The sequence below is a fragment of the Nocardioides sp. L-11A genome, from assembly GCA_029961745.1.
Lineage (GTDB): Bacteria > Actinomycetota > Actinomycetes > Propionibacteriales > Nocardioidaceae > Nocardioides.
The window spans coordinates 4,442,095-4,458,247 of the sequence record CP124680.1 but is presented as its reverse complement, the minus strand read 5'-3'; the positions used below and the strand labels follow the sequence as shown (position 1 = coordinate 4,458,247).

Here is a 16,153-nt window from a genome sequence, read left to right as displayed (position 1 = left end):
CTCGGGCACGATGGACGTGCTGGCCCCGATCCGACCGCTGCCCGTGACGCCGGTAGACGAGACCGGTCTCCGGGAGCGGTTGCGGCTGAGCCTGGTGTCCGCCGGGTACGCCGTCTCGTTCGTCCCCGGCCTGGTGCTGGCGATCCTCACCCTGCTCTGCATCCCGCTCGGCCTCGTCGGCGTCGGCTTCGTGCTGGCGCTCGGCGTCGTCCCGGCGACGGCGGCGCTGACCGCCGTCCACCGGCGCCTCAGCGGTCGGCTGCTGGGGGAGGCGATCCCCGCGTCGTACGCCCCGACGCGGGGCGCCACACTGATCCGGCCCGCGCACTGGCTGCGCGATCCCGCGCGCTGGCGCGACTTCGGCTTCCTCTGTTTCGCCGCGACCGGCGGATTCGTGATCTCGATGCTGCCGCTCGCCCTGCTCACCACGCCGATCACGTGGCTGGTGCTGGCCTTCACCGCGGGCGACTGGGCCTGGGTGCTGCTCCTCGTGCTCAGTGGTCCGCTGCTGCTGACCTGGTGGGTGACGACCGAGCCGCTGGTGCGTTCCCGCGCCCGGGTCGAGCGGGCGATCCTCGGTCACGACCGGGTCGCCGTGCTCGCCGAGCGGGTCGAACGGGTCGAGGAGTCCCGTGCGGAGACGCTCGACCATTCCGCCGCCGAGGTGCGCCGCATCGAGCGCGACCTCCACGACGGCGCCCAGGCCCGGATCGCGTCGGTCGGCATGAGCGTCGGGCTCGCCGAGAAGCTGCTCCGGACCGACCCCGAGGGCGCCGCCGCCCTGCTGCGCGAGGCCCGGGAGACCACCATGGACGCCCTCGACGACCTGCGCTCCGTGGTCCGCGGCATCCACCCGCCGGTGCTCGCCGACCGCGGCCTCGCCGGCGCGGTCGAGGCGCTGGCGCTGGCACTACCGGTCCCCGTGGCGGTCGCGGTCGACGTACCCCGCCTCCCTGCTCCGGTCGAGTCGGCCGCCTACTTCGCGGTCGCCGAGTGCCTCGCCAACACGGTCAAGCACGCCGGTGCGAGCCGGGCGTGGGTCAGCGGCTCGTACGCCGGGCAGCGGCTCCGTCTCGTCGCGGGCGACGACGGCCGGGGCGGGGCCGACCCCGTGGGGTCCGGCCTCGCCGGCGTCGCGCGCCGGCTCGCCGCGTTCGACGGCACCGTGACGGTCGACAGTCCCGCCGGCGGGCCGACCACGGTCCGGATGGAGGTGCCGTGCCTGCCGCAGTGACGACGCTGAGAGCCGTGCTCGCCGAGGACCAGGCCCTGCTCCGGGTCGGTCTCACCCGGATCCTGGAGTCCGGCGGCGTCGAGGTGGTCGAGGCGGTCGACGACGCCTCCTCGCTGGCCCGGGCGCTGACCCGCGACGACATCGACATCGCCGTGGTTGACGTCCGCCTCCCGCCGACCCACACCACCGAGGGGCTGGAGGCCGCGACCGCGGCCCGGGCCGTGCGGCGGGCCCTCCCCGTGCTGGTGCTCAGCCAGTGGGTGGAGCCGCTCTACGCCCGCGACCTCCTGGCGGGCGGCGAGGGCGCGATCGGATACCTCCTCAAGGACCGGGTCGCCGATGTCGACGGCTTCCTCGCCGCGGTGCGCCAGGTCGCCGCCGGCGGCACCGTGCTCGACCCGGAGGTCGTCGCCGCGCTCGTCTCCGCGCGGTCGCGCCCCCTGGACCGGCTCACCGAGCGTGAGCAGGAGGCGCTGACCCTGATGGCCGAGGGCCGCTCCAACGCCGCGATCGCGGCCCGCATGGTCGTCACCGAGAAGGCCGTGGGCAAGCACATCAACAGCATCTTCACCAAGCTCGACCTGCCGCAGGCGCCCGACGACAACCGCCGGGTGCTGGCCGTGCTGGCCTGGCTCGACGGGCGCTGAGCACCGCCGGACGCGGCTCCTTCTAGAGTGGCTCCGTGACCGACCTGACCGTGATCGTCCTCGCCGCCGGCGGCGGCACCCGCATGAAGTCGAAGACGCCGAAGGTCCTCCACCGGATCGGCGGTCGCAGCATGATCGGCCACGTCCTGGCCGCCGTGGGCGCGCTCGAGCCGGCCCGGGTGGTGACCGTCGTCGGGCACCAGCGCGAGCTGGTCGGCCCCCACGTCAGCGAGCTGCACCCGGAGGCGGTGCTCGCCGTCCAGGACGAGCAGCTCGGCACCGGCCACGCCGTGCGGGTCGCCCTGGAGGCGCTCGCCGACGCGCCCCGCGAGGGCACGGTCCTCGTCGCGTACGGCGACACTCCGCTCCTCGAGGGCGCCACGCTCCGCGCGTTCACGGCGTCCCACCAGCGCGCCGGCGCCGCGGTCAGCATCCTGAGCGGGATCGTCGCCGACCCGTTCGGCTACGGCCGCGTCGTCCGCGACGAGACCGGCGTGGTCCAGGCGATCGTCGAGGAGAAGGACGCCTCCGACGCCGAGCGCGCGATCACCGAGATCAACTCCGGCATCCTCGCCTTCGACGCCGCCTTCCTCGCCGAGACCATCGGCCGGATCGGCAACGACAACGCCAAGGGGGAGTACTACCTCACCGACGCGGTCGGGCTGGCCCGCGCCGCCGGTCGCGTCGTCACCGCCCATCCCGTCGAGGACGCGCTGCAGACCGAGGGCGCCAACGACCGGGTCCAGCTGGCCGACCTCGGCCGGGAGCTGAACCGCCGCATCGTCACCCGCTGGATGCGCGAGGGCGTCACCGTCATGGACCCCGCGACGACCTGGATCGACGCGGCGGTCGAGCTCGCCCCCGACGTCACGATCCTGCCCGGCACCCAGCTGCTCGGCGCCACGGTGGTCGCCGAGGACGCCGTCGTCGGCCCCGACACCACACTCGAGGACTGCGAGATCGGCGCGGGCGCCCGGGTCGTGCGCGCGCACGGCCAGCTCGCCGTGATCGGGCCGGGGGCGAGGGTGGGACCGTTCGCCTATCTCCGGCCCGGCACGCTGCTCGGTGCCGACGGCAAGATCGGCACCTTCGTCGAGACCAAGAACGCGCAGATCGGCGACGGGGCCAAGGTCCCGCACCTGTCGTACGTCGGCGACGCCGAGATCGGCGACGGCGCCAATATCGGCGCCGGCACGATCTTCGCCAACTACGACGGCGTCGCCAAGCACCGCACCACCGTCGGCAAGCACGCGAAGACGGGGTCCAACAACACCTTCGTCGCGCCGGTCGCGATCGGCGACGGCGCCTCGACCGGCGGCGGGACCGTGGTCCGGCGCAACGTCCCGCCGGGCGCCCTCGCCGTGAGCACCTCGCCCCAGCGCAACCTCGAGGGCTGGGTCGTCTCGCGACGCGCCGGGACCGCCCAGGCGGAGGCGGCGGCCGCCGCCGCGGGTGAACAGTCCGAAAACGGACCCGGACTTGGGGACGACGCGGGCGAGCGGGCAGAATCCTAGGTACCACCAGCGACGACCAGGGGGAGTCACAGACGTGAGCGGTCTGAAGCGGACGACCGAGAAGAACCTGATGGTCTTCTCGGGGAGGGCACACCCCGAGCTGGCCGACGAGGTCGCCCGGATCCTCGACCAGGCGCTGGTGCCGACGTCGGCGTACGAGTTCGCCAACGGCGAGATCTACGTCCGCTACCAGGAGTCGGTCCGCGGTTGCGACGCCTTCGTGATCCAGAGCCACACGACGCCCATCAACGAGTGGATCATGGAGCACCTGATCATGGTCGACGCGCTCAAGCGCGCCTCGGCCAAGCGGATCACCGTGGTCATGCCGTTCTGGGGCTACAGCCGCCAGGACAAGAAGCACCGCGGCCGGGAGCCGATCTCCGCGCGGCTGATGGCCGACCTGTTCAAGACCGCGGGCGCCGACCGGATCATCACCGTCGACCTGCACGCCGACCAGCTCCAGGGCTTCTTCGACGGCCCGGTCGACCACCTCATGGCGCTGCCGATCCTCACCGACTACATCAAGCAGAAGTACGGCGATCAGGAGCTCGCCGTCGTCTCGCCCGACGCCGGCCGGATCAAGGTCGCCGAGCGCTGGGCGGCCCGCCTCGGCGGCGTACCCCTGGCGTTCATCCACAAGACCCGCCGCACCGATGTCGCCAACGAGGTCGTCGCCAACCGCGTCGTCGGCGACGTCAAGGGCCGCATGTGCGTGCTCACCGACGACATGATCGACACCGGTGGCACGATCGTGAAGGCCGCCGAGGCGCTGATGGCCGACGGCGCGGCCGGCGTCATCATCGCCGCGACCCACGCGATCCTCTCCGACCCCGCCGTCGACCGGCTGAAGAACTGCTGCGCCACCGAGGTCGTCATCACCAACACACTGCCGGTGCCCTCGGAGAAGCAGTTCGACAAGCTGACCACACTGTCGATCGCGCCGCTCGTCGCCCGCGCCATCCGCGAGGTCTTCGAGGACGGCTCGGTGACCTCGATGTTCGACGGGCACGCGTAGTTAACGGCGTTAGCTAATCGCTGCGGTTTGGGACCAAACCGCAGCAAAAAGCCGTTCGAGCATGCGGTTCGTGCCCAAACGACGGGTGATGGTGGCGACCCCGGGCGACCCGGGACGCCCTCTGATCGACCGCCGCGGGACACCCCGCGGACGGCTTGTGGAGACCCTTCGTTCATCTGACTCCGGTGGTCTGCGGTGGTTCACGCAACCACGGAGGATCGATGAGCGTCAGGTGGGGCCGCGCGGCCCGTCGCGGACTGGTGGGTACGACGGCCGGAGCACTGCTCCTCGGCACGCTCGGGGTGGTGGTGGCGAGCGCCACCGCGGCCCCGCGCGACGACGACCGGCCGACGTACCTCGGGAAGAGCCTCTACACCGGCGAGTTCCACTCCCACACCTCGGTCAGCGACGGCGTGAAGCTGCCGAACGACGCCTTCGACCACGTGCGGTCCGAGACCCAGGCCGACTTCTTCACCGTCTCCGAGCACGACGTCATGTGGGACCTGCGCAACGGCGACGACTTCGTCGACGACTGGCGCGACGCCGACTCCGAGGAGTGGCGCCAGGTGCACGAGGACGCGTTCGCCTTCAACGAGGCCCAGGACGATCTCGTCGCGGTGCCCTCGATCGAGAACACCTGGTACGACGGCACCGGCCACATCAACGTCTTCAACGCCGACTGGAAGGCGACGGCCCGGGCCACCGAGAAGGGCAGCGTCGACGGCTTCGGCAACGGGTTCGGGACCGGCGACCTGAAGTACGACATGTACACCTTCTTCGCCCGGATCAAGCAGGACCCGGACGCGATCGGCCAGTTCAACCACCCCAGTGCCACGGGCAAGGGCCGCTTCTTCGGCTTCAACGGTCTTGACCGCGACGTCGACGAGTCGATGGAGCTGATCGAGGTCAAGAGCGCGGGGCAGCAGGAGCAGTACGTCGCCGCGCTGGACACCGGCTGGCACCTCGGCCCGGTCTGGAACGGCGACGAGCACTCCGCGACCTGGGTCAGCGGCAACCAGGCGATCAGCGGGGTGTGGGCCACCGAGCACTCCCTCGACGGCCTGTACGCCGCGATGAAGGACCGCAGCACCTACAGCAGCCAGGACGGCAATCTGGAGCTCGCCTTCGCCGGCAACGACCGGCTGATGGGCTCGATCCTCCCGGCCGACACGACGACGGTGCGCTTCGACGTCCGGCTCGAGGACCCCGACGAGCGCGACGCGTTCACCCGGGTCGATCTGGTCACCAACGGCGGGGCCGTCGCCCACGCGTTCGCCGGCGTCACGGGCCGCACCCTGAGCCTGGAGCACGAGCAGGCGGTCGCCGAGGGCGACTGGTACTTCGTGCGCGCCACCCAGACCGACGGTCATGTCGCCGTCTCCGCGCCGATCTGGATCGGCGAGACGACCCGCGGAGCCAACTACGCGCCCGAGATCACCGTCGACGACGGGTTCCCGGCCACGGCGGCGTACGGCGCGATGATCGAGCTGCCGCGGGTCACCGCGACCGACGACTCCGGTCTCGAGCCCACCCTCACCTACGAGGTGTACGACGCGGCCGGCGTCGTCGGCGTCGCCGACGGCGCCTTCCGGGTGCGCGGCTACGACGACCACTTCGTCGTGGTGAAGGCCGCGGACGCACAGGGCAATATCGGCACCGAGCTGCTGCGCATCGTCGTGGACCAGGACACCCTCGACCCCGACGGGGTCTTCCAGTACTTCGGCAGCACCGCGACGGTGACCGAGCAGGCGGGCGGCGCCGGCATCGCCGTCTCCACCGACCGCGCCATCGACAAGGTCTACGCGCAGGTCCGGCCGGCCGGCGGTGACGACTGGGCGAGCGCCGAGGTGCTCACCTCGACCAACGACCGGGCCTACGAGGTCAACACGATCGGCAACGACGAGCCGGTCTACCAGCACTCGATCACCGGTCAGACACTGCGCAGCCACGAGTTCGACCTCACCGGCCTCACCGACGGCGACCGCTACGAGTACCGGTTCGGCGTGGCCGTCGACGGCGCCGCTCCCTCGCCCGCCGCGACCGATGCCTGGACCGAGGTGCAGGGCGCGTTCGTGGCCGGCGGCGCCGGCAACGAGCCGATCTACGCGATCGGCGACCTCCAGGCGACCAGCCACGACGCGGGGGACCTCGGCCTGCTGCGCGACGTCCTGGCGACCCTGCAGGAGAAGTCCCCGGGCGGCCGCACCCTGCTGCAGACCGGCGACCTGGTCGACAACGGTGGCCGCGGGCAGTACTGGGAGGAGGTCTTCGAGCACGTCTTCGACGGGCTCGACGTGCAGTACGCGCCGGTGGCCGGCAACCACGAGACCTACGGGGACCTCGACTACAACGCGCTCTCCGAGGAGCGCACGACGATCTTCGGCAACATGTTCGACACCCCCAAGAACGGCGCCATCGGCGAGAGCAACTACTCCTTCGACCGGGGCGACGTGCACATCGCGGTGCTCAACTCCGTGGACGACATGGACAAGCAGATCGAGTGGCTCACCCGCGACATCCGGGCCTCGGACCGGACGTGGAACGTCGTCACCGGCCACTACTCCTACTACGGCGGCTCGCACGGCAACGACGGCCCCCTGGCTGCCGACCGGCCCAAGCTGACCGCCGCGTTCGAGAAGCTCGGCGTCGACCTCTACGTCGGCGGTCACGACCACATCTACAAGCGCTCCACCATCTACGACGGACGCCTGGCCGCGACGCCCGAGGAGGAGGCCCTCGGCACGACCTTCGTGACCCTCGGCTCGGCCGGGCCGAAGTTCTACGACAACGTCGTGCACTGGTGGGACGACGTCGTCTTCGACGAGGACGCCCAGATGGGCACGGTGCTCGAGGCCACCGACGCAGGGCTGACGCTGACGACGTACACGGTCGACGGCCGAGAGGTCGACAGCTACACCGTCACGAAGCCCACCGGTCACTGGCGGATCACCTCCACCGACGTGGCCGACCGCCGGCTCGAAGGTGTCGGCGTGCTCAGCACCGAGGGAGCACCGGCGTCGACCACCGTGGTCGCCGCGACCTACGACAGCACGGGCCGCGAGCTGCGCGACCTGCGCACCGTGGACGTCACGCTGGACCACCAGGGCTCCGAGCAGTTCGCCACCTTCGCCACGCCGCTGCCGGTGAACCCGAGCGACACCCTCGAGGTGTACGCCTGGGACGGCCTCGGGAGCGCGCGCCCCATGACCGCGCCGATCGTGGCCCGCGAGGGCATCGGCGGCGAGGGCACCGAGGACGACCCGTACCTGATCGCCTCTGGCGCCGACCTGGCCAAGATCGCCAACGACCCCGCCGGGTACTACCGCCTGACCACCGACCTCGACCTCACCGGCGAGACGCACGGGCAGATCGACCGGCTGGTCTCCTTCACCGGCGTCCTCGACGGCGCCGGACACACGATCACCGGCTTCACCCCGCCCGGCACCGAGGGCGTCGGCCTGTTCGCCGACAACTACGGCACCGTCCGCGACCTCGCGGTCGTCGGCGACGTCACGACCGAGCGCGGCACGGTCGGCCTGGTCGCCGATGTCAACCACGGCCTGATCGAGCGGGTCCGGACCGCGGGCTCGATCACCGGAGCCACCCGCGCCGGCGGCATCGTCGGCGACCACTACGGCACGATCCGTGACTCCTACTCGACCGCCGACGTCACCACCACCGGCCTGTACGCCGGCGGCGTGGTCGCGATCGCGATCGGCGGATCGACCAGCGAGCGACTGCTGTCGACGGGTGCGGTGCGGGCCCAGGGGCGCAACGCGGGCGGCGTCGTCAGCTACGGCTACGAGAACACCGTGGTGTCCCAGTCGGTGTCCCTCAACGACGTCGTCCAGGCGCCGTCCTTCGCGCACGCCATCGTGGGGCGCGTGGCCGACGGCCAGATCGCGGAGCTCTCGCGCAACTACCGCAGCTCGGGCGTCACCGTGACGGGGGAGAGCCTGACCGACCCGCCCGCGGCCGACAACTGGAAGGGCGAGGTCGTCCGGGCGGCCGACCTGCGCACCGCGTCCTGGTTCGCCGGGCTCGGCTGGGACCTCGACGGGGTCTGGGAGTGGCACGCGAAGGCCAAGCGTCCGCTGCTGCGCGGCACCCCCGAGGAGATCGACGACACGTCGGTCGCGCCGAGCCTCCCGCAGGACCAGGACGGCTCGTACCTGATCACCGAGCCGGCGCAGCTGGCCCAGGTCACCGCGTTCCCGGAGGAGAGCTACCGGCTCGCCGCCGACCTCGACCTCAGCGGGACGGAGGTGCCACAGCTCGCGACCCGGCGCCCGTTCAACGGTGTCTTCGACGGTGCCGGCCACGAGATCCGCGGCTGGACGTCCGCGGCCGGGGGCCTGTTCGCCCTGATCGGCGCCGACGGGGCGGTGCGTGACCTCGGGCTCGTCGAGGTGAGCATCGACAAGCCGGCCGCTCGTGCCGGTGCGCTGACCGACACGCTGCGCGGCACCGTCGAGCGGGTCTGGACCTCGGGCTCGGTCACCGCCAAGGAGTACGCCGCGGGCGTGGCCGGTGACTCCTTCGGCACGATCCGCGACGTCTACTCGACCGCCACGGTGCGTACGTCGAGCGGCAACTACGCCGGCGGCATCGTCGGCGTCGCGGACGCACCGAGCCTGACCGAGCGGGTCTACGCGACGGGCGCGGTCACCGCGACCGGTACGTCGGGCGGTGGCATCAGCGGCTACGCGCGCAACAGCGCGACCGTGGTGCGCCAGGCGTTCGCGCTCAATCCCTCGGTCACCGGGACGACGACCACGCAGCGGGTCGTGGCCCGATCGGCCAACGGCCAGACCGCGACCCTCGCGGACCTCTACGCCGCCGAGTACGTGGTGGCCGGCGTCCAATCGGCCACCGCGACCGGTCCGGCCACGCTCAACGGCGCGACCGTGTCGGCGGCGGATGCCGTGCGGCAGGCCACCTGGGCCGACGTTCTCGGCTTCGACCTCGAGCAGACCTGGGCCTGGGACGCCAACGGCGACCGGCCGGTGCTGCGGACCGCCACGGAGGACGTGCCCGAGCGGCCGGGGCCGACCGCCGGGCAGGACGAGGACGGCGCCTGGCTGGTCACCACCGCCGCCGAGTTGACGGCGCTCGCGATGTACCCCGACGAGCGGTTCCGGCTCGCCGCCGACCTCGACCTGGCCGGGGCCGCGGTCCGGGTCCCGACCTTCCGCGGCACCCTCGACGGGGCCGGCCACGAGATCCGCGGCCTGCGGTCCACCGAGGGCGGGCTCTTCGGGGTGATCGACACGACCGGCGTCGTGACCGACCTGGTCCTGACGGACGTGGAGATCAGCAAGACCGGCAACAAGGCCGGAGGCCTGGTCGACACCCTGAGGGGGACCGTCGAGCGGGTCGGCGTGTCCGGGTCCGTCAGCGCGCCGTCGTACGCCGGCGGCATCGCGGGCGACTCCTTCGGCACCCTGCGCGACGCGTGGTCGACCGCGGACGTGACGACCACGACCGCTGCCTACGCCGGCGGGATCATCGGCGTCGCGGACGCGCCGAGCACGACGGAGCGCGTCTACGCGACCGGCGAGGTCCGGTCCGCGGCCGCCTCGGCGGGCGGGCTGACCGGCTACGCCCGCAACGCCGGGACCGTCGTCCGGCACGGCGTCGTGCTCAGCCCCGCGGTCACGGCGACCACGAACGCCCACCGCGTGATCGCCCGGTTCGCCGGCACCGAGTCGGCCACCCTGGAGGACCTGTGGGCACTCGACTCCCTGGTCCCCGCCGTGCAGGTCAGCACCGAGGTGGGCCCGGCCACGCGCAACGGCGGCTCGCTCACCGCCGCCGAGCTGGCGCAGCCCGGCACCTGGTCCGGGATCGGGTTCGACCTGGCGCAGGTGTGGCGATGGGACACCGATCTCGCCCGGCCGGTGCTCCGCACCCCGGCCGGCGCGGGTGAGCGGAGCGCCGGCCTCGGCCGACCCGCACCGGGCTTCGGCGCCCGGGCGACGCCGGCGGCGTCCGCGGCGAGCACGCCCGGCCACACGCTGGCCGCCGGCCCGGACGGCGCCATCACCCTGACCCTCGACCTGGGACCGGCCGCCGCCGGCGCCGAGTCGGGTGTGCTGGTGCTGCGCGCGCCGGCGGACCCGGCCGCGCCAGCCGCCCCCGACATCGCCTACCTGGGCCAGCGCACCCTCGACGGGGACGGCCGCGCCACCCTCGACCTGGTGCTGCCGGACGAGCCGGGCGCCTACCGCCTGGTCGCCGGATCCTCCGTCGGCGACGTCCACTACGTCGCGCCGCTGGACCCCGACGCACCGGTCGACCCGACCGACCCGGCGCGGCTGACGGTCAGCGCCGGCGACCTGGAGGTCGGCTTCGGCAGCGCCGCGACGCTGACGGTCCGGGCGGCAGGCGCCGAGGGAGCTCCGAGCGGGGCGGTGCGCGTCCTCGCCGGCACCACGGTCGTCGGCACCGGACAGCTCGCGGGCGGCACGGCGTACGTCGTGCTCCCGGCCCGGTCACTGCCGGTGGGCACCCATCAGCTGCGGGTGGCCTACGACGGCGACGGGACCTATGCTGCGGCCTCGACGCCGGTCCGGGTGCACGTCATCAAGGCCCAGGCGGAGGTCCGGGTGCTGAAGGTGAAGCCGAAGCGGATCCAAGTCCGCCGGACCCGGGCGGTGGTGCGCGTCCGCGTCGACGTACCGCCCGGCGTCGGCGCCGACGGCACCGTGACGGTCAAGATCCCCGGTGCCAAGAACGTCCGGGCCGTCGTCCGCGACGGGGTCGTGAAGCTGCGGCTGCCGGCCTTCCAGCGGGTGGGCACCCGGCGGTTGAAGGTCGTCTTCGCCGGCAACGCCGAGGTCGAGAGAGCGCGGGCGGTGGTGCGGATCAAGGTCCGCCGCTGAGCGCCCGGGCTCCCGGCCCGCTCAGGCGTCGTCCAGGCCCCGCACGAAGGCGCCGAAGCCGGGCAGGGTGAACCGCACCAGTCCGTGCCCGACCGGCTCGATCACGCCCTTCTCGATCAGCCGCTCACGGGGGACGCTGATGGCACGGGAGTCGACCCCCATGCCGGCCGCGATGGCCGCCCGGGTGACATTGCCGTCGCCCGCGGCGGCCATGGCGGAGAGGAAGCGCCGCTCCAGCCGGGACGCCGCACCCCAGCGGGCCCGGTGCATCGCGGCGAGCTGGTCCCGGGCCACCGGCAGGCCCCGCTTCACGGCGGTGAGGGTGAGCCGGTCGCCGGTGTCCGGTGCGGCCGCGTCCCAGGTGGTGCTGCCCAGCAGCTGGATCAGATAGGGATAGCCGCGCGACTCGGCGACGATCGCGGCGAGCGCCGCCTCGGACCAGCCCACGCCCTCGGCCTCGGCCGGGGCGACGAGCGCCGCGCGGGCATCGTCGTCGGAGAGCACCTCGAGGGAGACGAAGTTGCTCCGCTCGCCGAAGGTCGCCGCGCGGGTGAGGGCCTCGGGGGTGACCGGCAGCCCGGCGGCGACCGTCGCGAGCGGATTGTCCGCGCGCTCGCCGTCGAGGTTCTGCAGCGTGTTGAGCAGGACCGCCATCTCGTCGGCCGACGCGGTGTGGAGCTCGTCGAGGAGCAGGAACAGGCCGGCGCCGCCGTGCTGCCGGACCGACGCGGCCGCCTCGTGCAGCAGTGACTCCAGGACGCCGATGGCCGCGTGCGGGGGAGCGGTCGCCTCCTTCCGGGACACCTCGGCCTGGACCTTCGCGCCCGGGATCCCGACCTCGACGGTCAGCCGCTCGAGCTGGCCCCGCCAGCGATGGCCGGCGGCTCCCGCGGGGACGGCGTCGGCGCGTTCGAGCGCGCGCGCGATGCTGTAGGCGATCTCGGCGAGGACGGGCTGTTGGCGCGAGCAGGCCACCCAGGCGGTCACGAACCCGGACTCCACCGAGCGCCGCTGACCGGCCCGCAGCAGCGAGGTCTTGCCGATCCCGCGGGGCGCATGGAACACGAGGAGCGGGCCCCCGAGCTCGCCGTACGTCGCGACGCGCGCGAGCAGATCCTCGATCCGCCGCATCTCCACGGCGCGGCCGGCGAGGATCCGCGGCACCTGTCCGGGGGTGTAGGGATTGCTCGGCATACGGCCTCCACGCTGTGATACGCCTTTATACTTCACGCAAGTATAAGTCAGTATCAATCTCTCTCTGGTCGGCCGATGACGGTTTCCGGGGATATCGGGCTGTTCCTCCACAGGCCGCCGCCGTCTTGGTGGCGTCCAGCGCCCGGATCGGGATAGCGGCGCGAGGCGTCCCGGTCCGGGCGCTGCACCTCTCGGGAGGACCCATGCGCACACACCGCAGCGTCGGCGGTCCGCCGGTGCTCGGTCTGCTCGCCGCCGCGCTCGTCCTGCTCCTCTCCGCGGCCGCCTGCAGTGATGACTCCCCCGAACCGCGCGACCCGACCTCGACCTGGAGCCCGACCGGCACCATCGACACGCCCTCTCCCACCGCGCCGCCGACCGAGCCGGAGCTGCCGGGGGCGGCGACGCGGGCGGACGAGGAGGGCGCCCGGGCGTTCATCACGTACTACTGGGAGTTGATCAACTACGCGCAGGTGACCGGCGATGTGAAGGCGCTCAAGGCTGCGTCGGGGCCGAACTGCGGCGGGTGTGGCGCAGGTATGGACGGCATCCGACGGCTCTACAAGTCTGGCGGCCACCTCGAAGGCGGCGACTACAAAGTTCGCCTGAAGAAGATCAATCAACTCAACGGCAGCAACCCCTCCGACATCGCCTTTGAAGCCAAGCTCGCTGCATCGGCTCCAGAACAAGTTGTGGTGGAAGGTGACGGCAGCAAGACGCACAACCCTGCGGCGACGATCACAGCCGCGTCTCCGCTAAGCACGGCTGTTGCAGACGACAACACCGGGACGGGCGGACCTACGGGCGCCGCTGCACAGCCAGTTCTCCTGGGCAATAACGTCTGCGATGCTGCCGACTTGGTAGCGGGCGAGTTCTTAGCAGTCGGCTTCTGTTCAGGAACCGACCAGCCAGCTCTCACCGCTGAAGATGTGCGACGCGCGTTCGCCGAGCTCGAGCTTCCCGCCGGGACCCTCACGATCCAGCCGCCCGACGGCTTGACCCTCGTCAACTTCAGGACCAACTTCTATACGACCAGCACCGATCCGATCAGCACGACCGTCACGCTCCTCGGGCAGCAGGTCACCCTGGAGGCGACGCCGGCGACCTTCGTGTGGCACTTCGGCGACGGACGGTCGCGGACCACGTCCGAGCCGGGGGCGGCGTACCCCGAGCTCCGGATCACCCACAACTACCTGCGCAGGGGCGAGTACCTGCCCAGCCTGTCGACGACCTACACCGGCCGGTACCGGACCGCGGACGGCCCGTGGCAGGCCATCCCCGGCACCGTCACGATCGACGGGCCGGGTCACGCCGCGTAGTTCAGCAGCAGTTGGGTGAGGATGATGTCGGTGCGGGTCGGTGTCTCGTCACCGGTGGTGGGGGTGACCCGGCGGGTGCCGGTCGGGTCGATGAGGTAGTGGGCCCCGTAGGGATCGCGCCAGATCACGATCCCGGGGAACGGATGTCGCGCCTCCCAACCGGCGTGGGTCTTGACCCGGTGATGGGTACGCGTCAACGGCCCCAGGTTGCCGATGCTGGTCGGCCCGCCCTCGCTGTAGGGGACCGCATGGTCCAGATCGACGTTGCGGGTGGTGTTCGCAGCGAACGGGAACACGTCGGCGGGGTGGATCAGGTGCACCGCCTCACGCAGCCGGGCGGGGATCTCATAGGCATCCACCGGGGCTTGGCCGGGCAGATCCACCACCGGCGCGACCCGCACCTGGCACCCGCTGTCGCCCAGCAGCTGGGTGAGGCGGCCGATCGTGACCGGACCATGACCCTCCAACCGGGCGATCGGGGAATCGGCGTACAGATGGAGATAGACCTTCGCTCGCACCTTCACCGGCCCGACCGAGAGGTCGAGACCCTCGTGACCGGCCGGGTTGAGCAACAACGCAGCGGCAGCGACCCGACGGTCATTCACGGCCGCGTCCGGCTGCCGTTCTTTCAGTTCCTCCGCGACCACGCTCACCGCAGCATCGATCCCCGCGATCGTGACCGCGTCCGCCTTGATGGTGAACGTCGCCATCCCGTGCCGGTCGACCCGCGACATGCGAGCACACCGCTCCTTCGCCGCAGCCTCCTCCCGGACCCGAGCCAACTCCGGCGCAGCAGCGGCGACCTTGCCCTCCACCACGGACTCGAACCTCGCCCACGCCAACCGGCCGTCCGCGACCTCATGGACCTCACCGTCGACCCAGGCCGCCTCCTCAGGAGTGAGGTCCCGGGTCGCGGCCGCGACATGGCGGGCATGCGGCACCCGCACCGTGCCGGCCCGAACACCGGCCCACAGCCTCGGGAGGCGGAGATGCAGATCGACCGCATCCGCGATCAACCGGCGTGCACCATACGGGCTGGTCTGGACCCGGGCACCGAACGCCGCCGCAGCATGCTCGGTGACCAGCGGCGTGCCGGCCCCACCCACACGACGAGCCCGCGACCGGCCCCGCCGATCATCGGGCGGCAGCCGGTCGGGATGGTGCAGCACCGCCCACTGATACGCCGCCCGCAACACCTCACGCTCAGCCTCCAGACGCGCGGCGTGCTGGCGCTCGACGAACTCGAGCACCCCCACCGCCGACAGGTCCTCCAGACCCGCCACCGCCCCATCACTGACCATGTCCCGATCAAACACCGGGGGTCCGACACAAACCGGGCTGTCCTTGATCACTGGACCGGTCGGCGGTGTGGACGCGCCGGGACTCGCGGCCGTACACATACGGCTGCCTCCGCATGTGTACGCCCAGATGCCGCGCAGTCGAAGCAATCCGCTGAAGCGCTCGGCGCTCAGACAGGAGTCAGCATGCCCACGCAGTGGTCGAGTCTCGCCATCCTCGCCGCCATCAGCGCCCTGATCACGCTCACGGGCTGGCTGAGCCCACCCGGCGCTCCTCTCTGGCTCGTCTTCGGCTTGGCGATCCTGGCGACCACTCTCGTTGCGCACGGGCCCGGGGCGCTTGTCCAAGTGATCGCTGCGATCGCCGACGCGATCGAGCGATGGCGGGCCCGCTGATAGTGATGTCGCCCTCAGGGGCGCGGCATCACCGCCGCGAGCCCGTCCCCGCCGACCAGCGCCGGGTCCGGTGCCCGCCCGGAGGCGAGCATCAGCAGCTCCTGGATCGGGCCGGTGACGGTCGGGCCGGACCCGCGCTCCCAGGCGACGTCGGTGGCCACCATCCGCACACTCCGCACGAGTCGACCGGTTCCCATCAGCGGCGCCAGCCGGCGGACCCGGTCGGCGGCGACCGCGGCCGCCTCGACCGGCATCGTGCGCTCCCGGCCGAGGGGGCGCGCGATGTCCTGGTGGTGGAGGAGCGCGTCGATCAGCGGCTCGACCGAGGTCGTGGTGGGGACGTGATGGGTGCTGGCGGCGTACCTCTCGAAGTCGCCGAGGATGCTCTCCCGCGTCTCCCGGGCGCCGAGGCGCTTCACCTCGCGGAAGATCATCGTGTTGTAGCCGCGGCCGAGGTTGCGGGCCACCATCCCCGGCATCGAGCGCCACCCGATCTGCGGGGTGGAGATCACGTGCGCCGCGACGTCGTGGACGCTCCACCCGGGGCAGAGGGTGTCGTGCCGCCACGCCTCGTCGTCGAGGTCCGCCAGGAGCTCGGCCAATGCGGCTCGCTCGGCGTGGATGTGCGCCCAGATCGTGGCCTTGTCCATGA

10 protein-coding genes are annotated in these 16,153 nt (G+C 72.2%); 7 read left to right on the top strand and 3 right to left on the bottom strand.

The features are described 5' to 3' along the window. The first annotated feature begins 10 nt into the window (after positions 1 to 10). The 5 genes from QJ852_21435 to QJ852_21415 all read left to right on the top strand — a co-directional run bounded on the left by QJ852_21435 (position 11) and on the right by QJ852_21415 (position 11,294). Positions 11 to 1,234 carry a histidine kinase gene (locus QJ852_21435; GenBank protein WGX95704.1) on the top strand — a complete coding sequence of 408 codons (1,224 nt, stop codon included), beginning with the start codon at positions 11 to 13 and terminating at the stop codon, positions 1,232 to 1,234. 5 nt (positions 1,235 to 1,239) lie between these two features. Then, positions 1,240 to 1,881, top strand: a complete 642-nt coding sequence (locus QJ852_21430; protein ID WGX99492.1) for a response regulator transcription factor — start codon at positions 1,240 to 1,242, stop codon at positions 1,879 to 1,881. A 35-nt stretch (positions 1,882 to 1,916) separates the two neighbouring features. Next, the gene (glmU, locus tag QJ852_21425; GenBank protein WGX95703.1) at positions 1,917 to 3,395 is read left to right on the top strand and encodes a bifunctional UDP-N-acetylglucosamine diphosphorylase/glucosamine-1-phosphate N-acetyltransferase GlmU; all 1,479 of its coding nucleotides are present in this window, start codon (positions 1,917 to 1,919) and stop codon (positions 3,393 to 3,395) included. Between the two features lie 34 nt (positions 3,396 to 3,429). After that, the gene (locus QJ852_21420) at positions 3,430 to 4,410 is read left to right on the top strand and encodes a ribose-phosphate diphosphokinase (protein WGX95702.1); all 981 of its coding nucleotides are present in this window, start codon (positions 3,430 to 3,432) and stop codon (positions 4,408 to 4,410) included. A 221-nt stretch (positions 4,411 to 4,631) separates the two neighbouring features. Beyond that, positions 4,632 to 11,294 (top strand): metallophosphoesterase, encoded by a 6,663-nt coding sequence (locus QJ852_21415; protein ID WGX95701.1) that lies wholly within the window; start codon positions 4,632 to 4,634, stop codon positions 11,292 to 11,294. A gap of 21 nt (positions 11,295 to 11,315) precedes the next feature. Here QJ852_21415 and QJ852_21410 read toward each other — a convergent pair whose 3' ends face one another. Then, positions 11,316 to 12,488, bottom strand: coding sequence for an ATP-binding protein (locus QJ852_21410; GenBank protein ID WGX95700.1), 1,173 nt, complete (start codon positions 12,486 to 12,488; stop codon positions 11,316 to 11,318). A 203-nt stretch (positions 12,489 to 12,691) separates the two neighbouring features. Between QJ852_21410 and QJ852_21405 the strand changes: the two genes are divergently transcribed. Next, positions 12,692 to 13,807, top strand: a complete 1,116-nt coding sequence (locus QJ852_21405) for a DUF6318 family protein (protein ID WGX95699.1) — start codon at positions 12,692 to 12,694, stop codon at positions 13,805 to 13,807. Here QJ852_21405 and QJ852_21400 read toward each other — a convergent pair. After that, complete coding sequence (locus QJ852_21400; protein ID WGX95698.1) at positions 13,795 to 15,159, bottom strand: DUF222 domain-containing protein; 1,365 nt, start codon at positions 15,157 to 15,159, stop codon at positions 13,795 to 13,797. The two genes, QJ852_21405 and QJ852_21400, sit on opposite strands and share 13 nt — an antisense overlap. A 132-nt stretch (positions 15,160 to 15,291) precedes the next feature. Between QJ852_21400 and QJ852_21395 the strand changes: the two genes are divergently transcribed. Then, positions 15,292 to 15,501: a hypothetical protein gene (locus QJ852_21395; GenBank protein ID WGX95697.1), complete on the top strand. Its 210-nt coding sequence runs from the start codon at positions 15,292 to 15,294 to the stop codon at positions 15,499 to 15,501. Between the two features lie 14 nt (positions 15,502 to 15,515). Here the strand turns inward: QJ852_21395 and QJ852_21390 are convergent, their stop codons facing one another. Beyond that, entirely contained in the window at positions 15,516 to 16,151 is a 636-nt protein-coding gene (locus QJ852_21390) for a maleylpyruvate isomerase family mycothiol-dependent enzyme (protein WGX95696.1), read from the bottom strand. Positions 16,152 to 16,153: the final 2 nt, after the last annotated feature.

What these genes read in the sequence shown, in the direction of transcription:
- QJ852_21395 (WGX95697.1), top strand. Translation starts at nt 15,292, where the DNA reads ATGCCCACGCAGTGGTCGAGTCTCGCCATCCTCGCCGCCATCAGCGCC.
- QJ852_21415 (WGX95701.1), top strand. Translation starts at nt 4,632, where the DNA reads ATGAGCGTCAGGTGGGGCCGCGCGGCCCGTCGCGGACTGGTGGGTACG.
- QJ852_21390 (WGX95696.1), bottom strand. Translation starts at nt 16,151, where the DNA reads ATGGACAAGGCCACGATCTGGGCGCACATCCACGCCGAGCGAGCCGCA.
- QJ852_21410 (WGX95700.1), bottom strand. Translation starts at nt 12,488, where the DNA reads ATGCCGAGCAATCCCTACACCCCCGGACAGGTGCCGCGGATCCTCGCC.
- QJ852_21405 (WGX95699.1), top strand. Translation starts at nt 12,692, where the DNA reads ATGCGCACACACCGCAGCGTCGGCGGTCCGCCGGTGCTCGGTCTGCTC.
- QJ852_21435 (WGX95704.1), top strand. Translation starts at nt 11, where the DNA reads ATGGACGTGCTGGCCCCGATCCGACCGCTGCCCGTGACGCCGGTAGAC.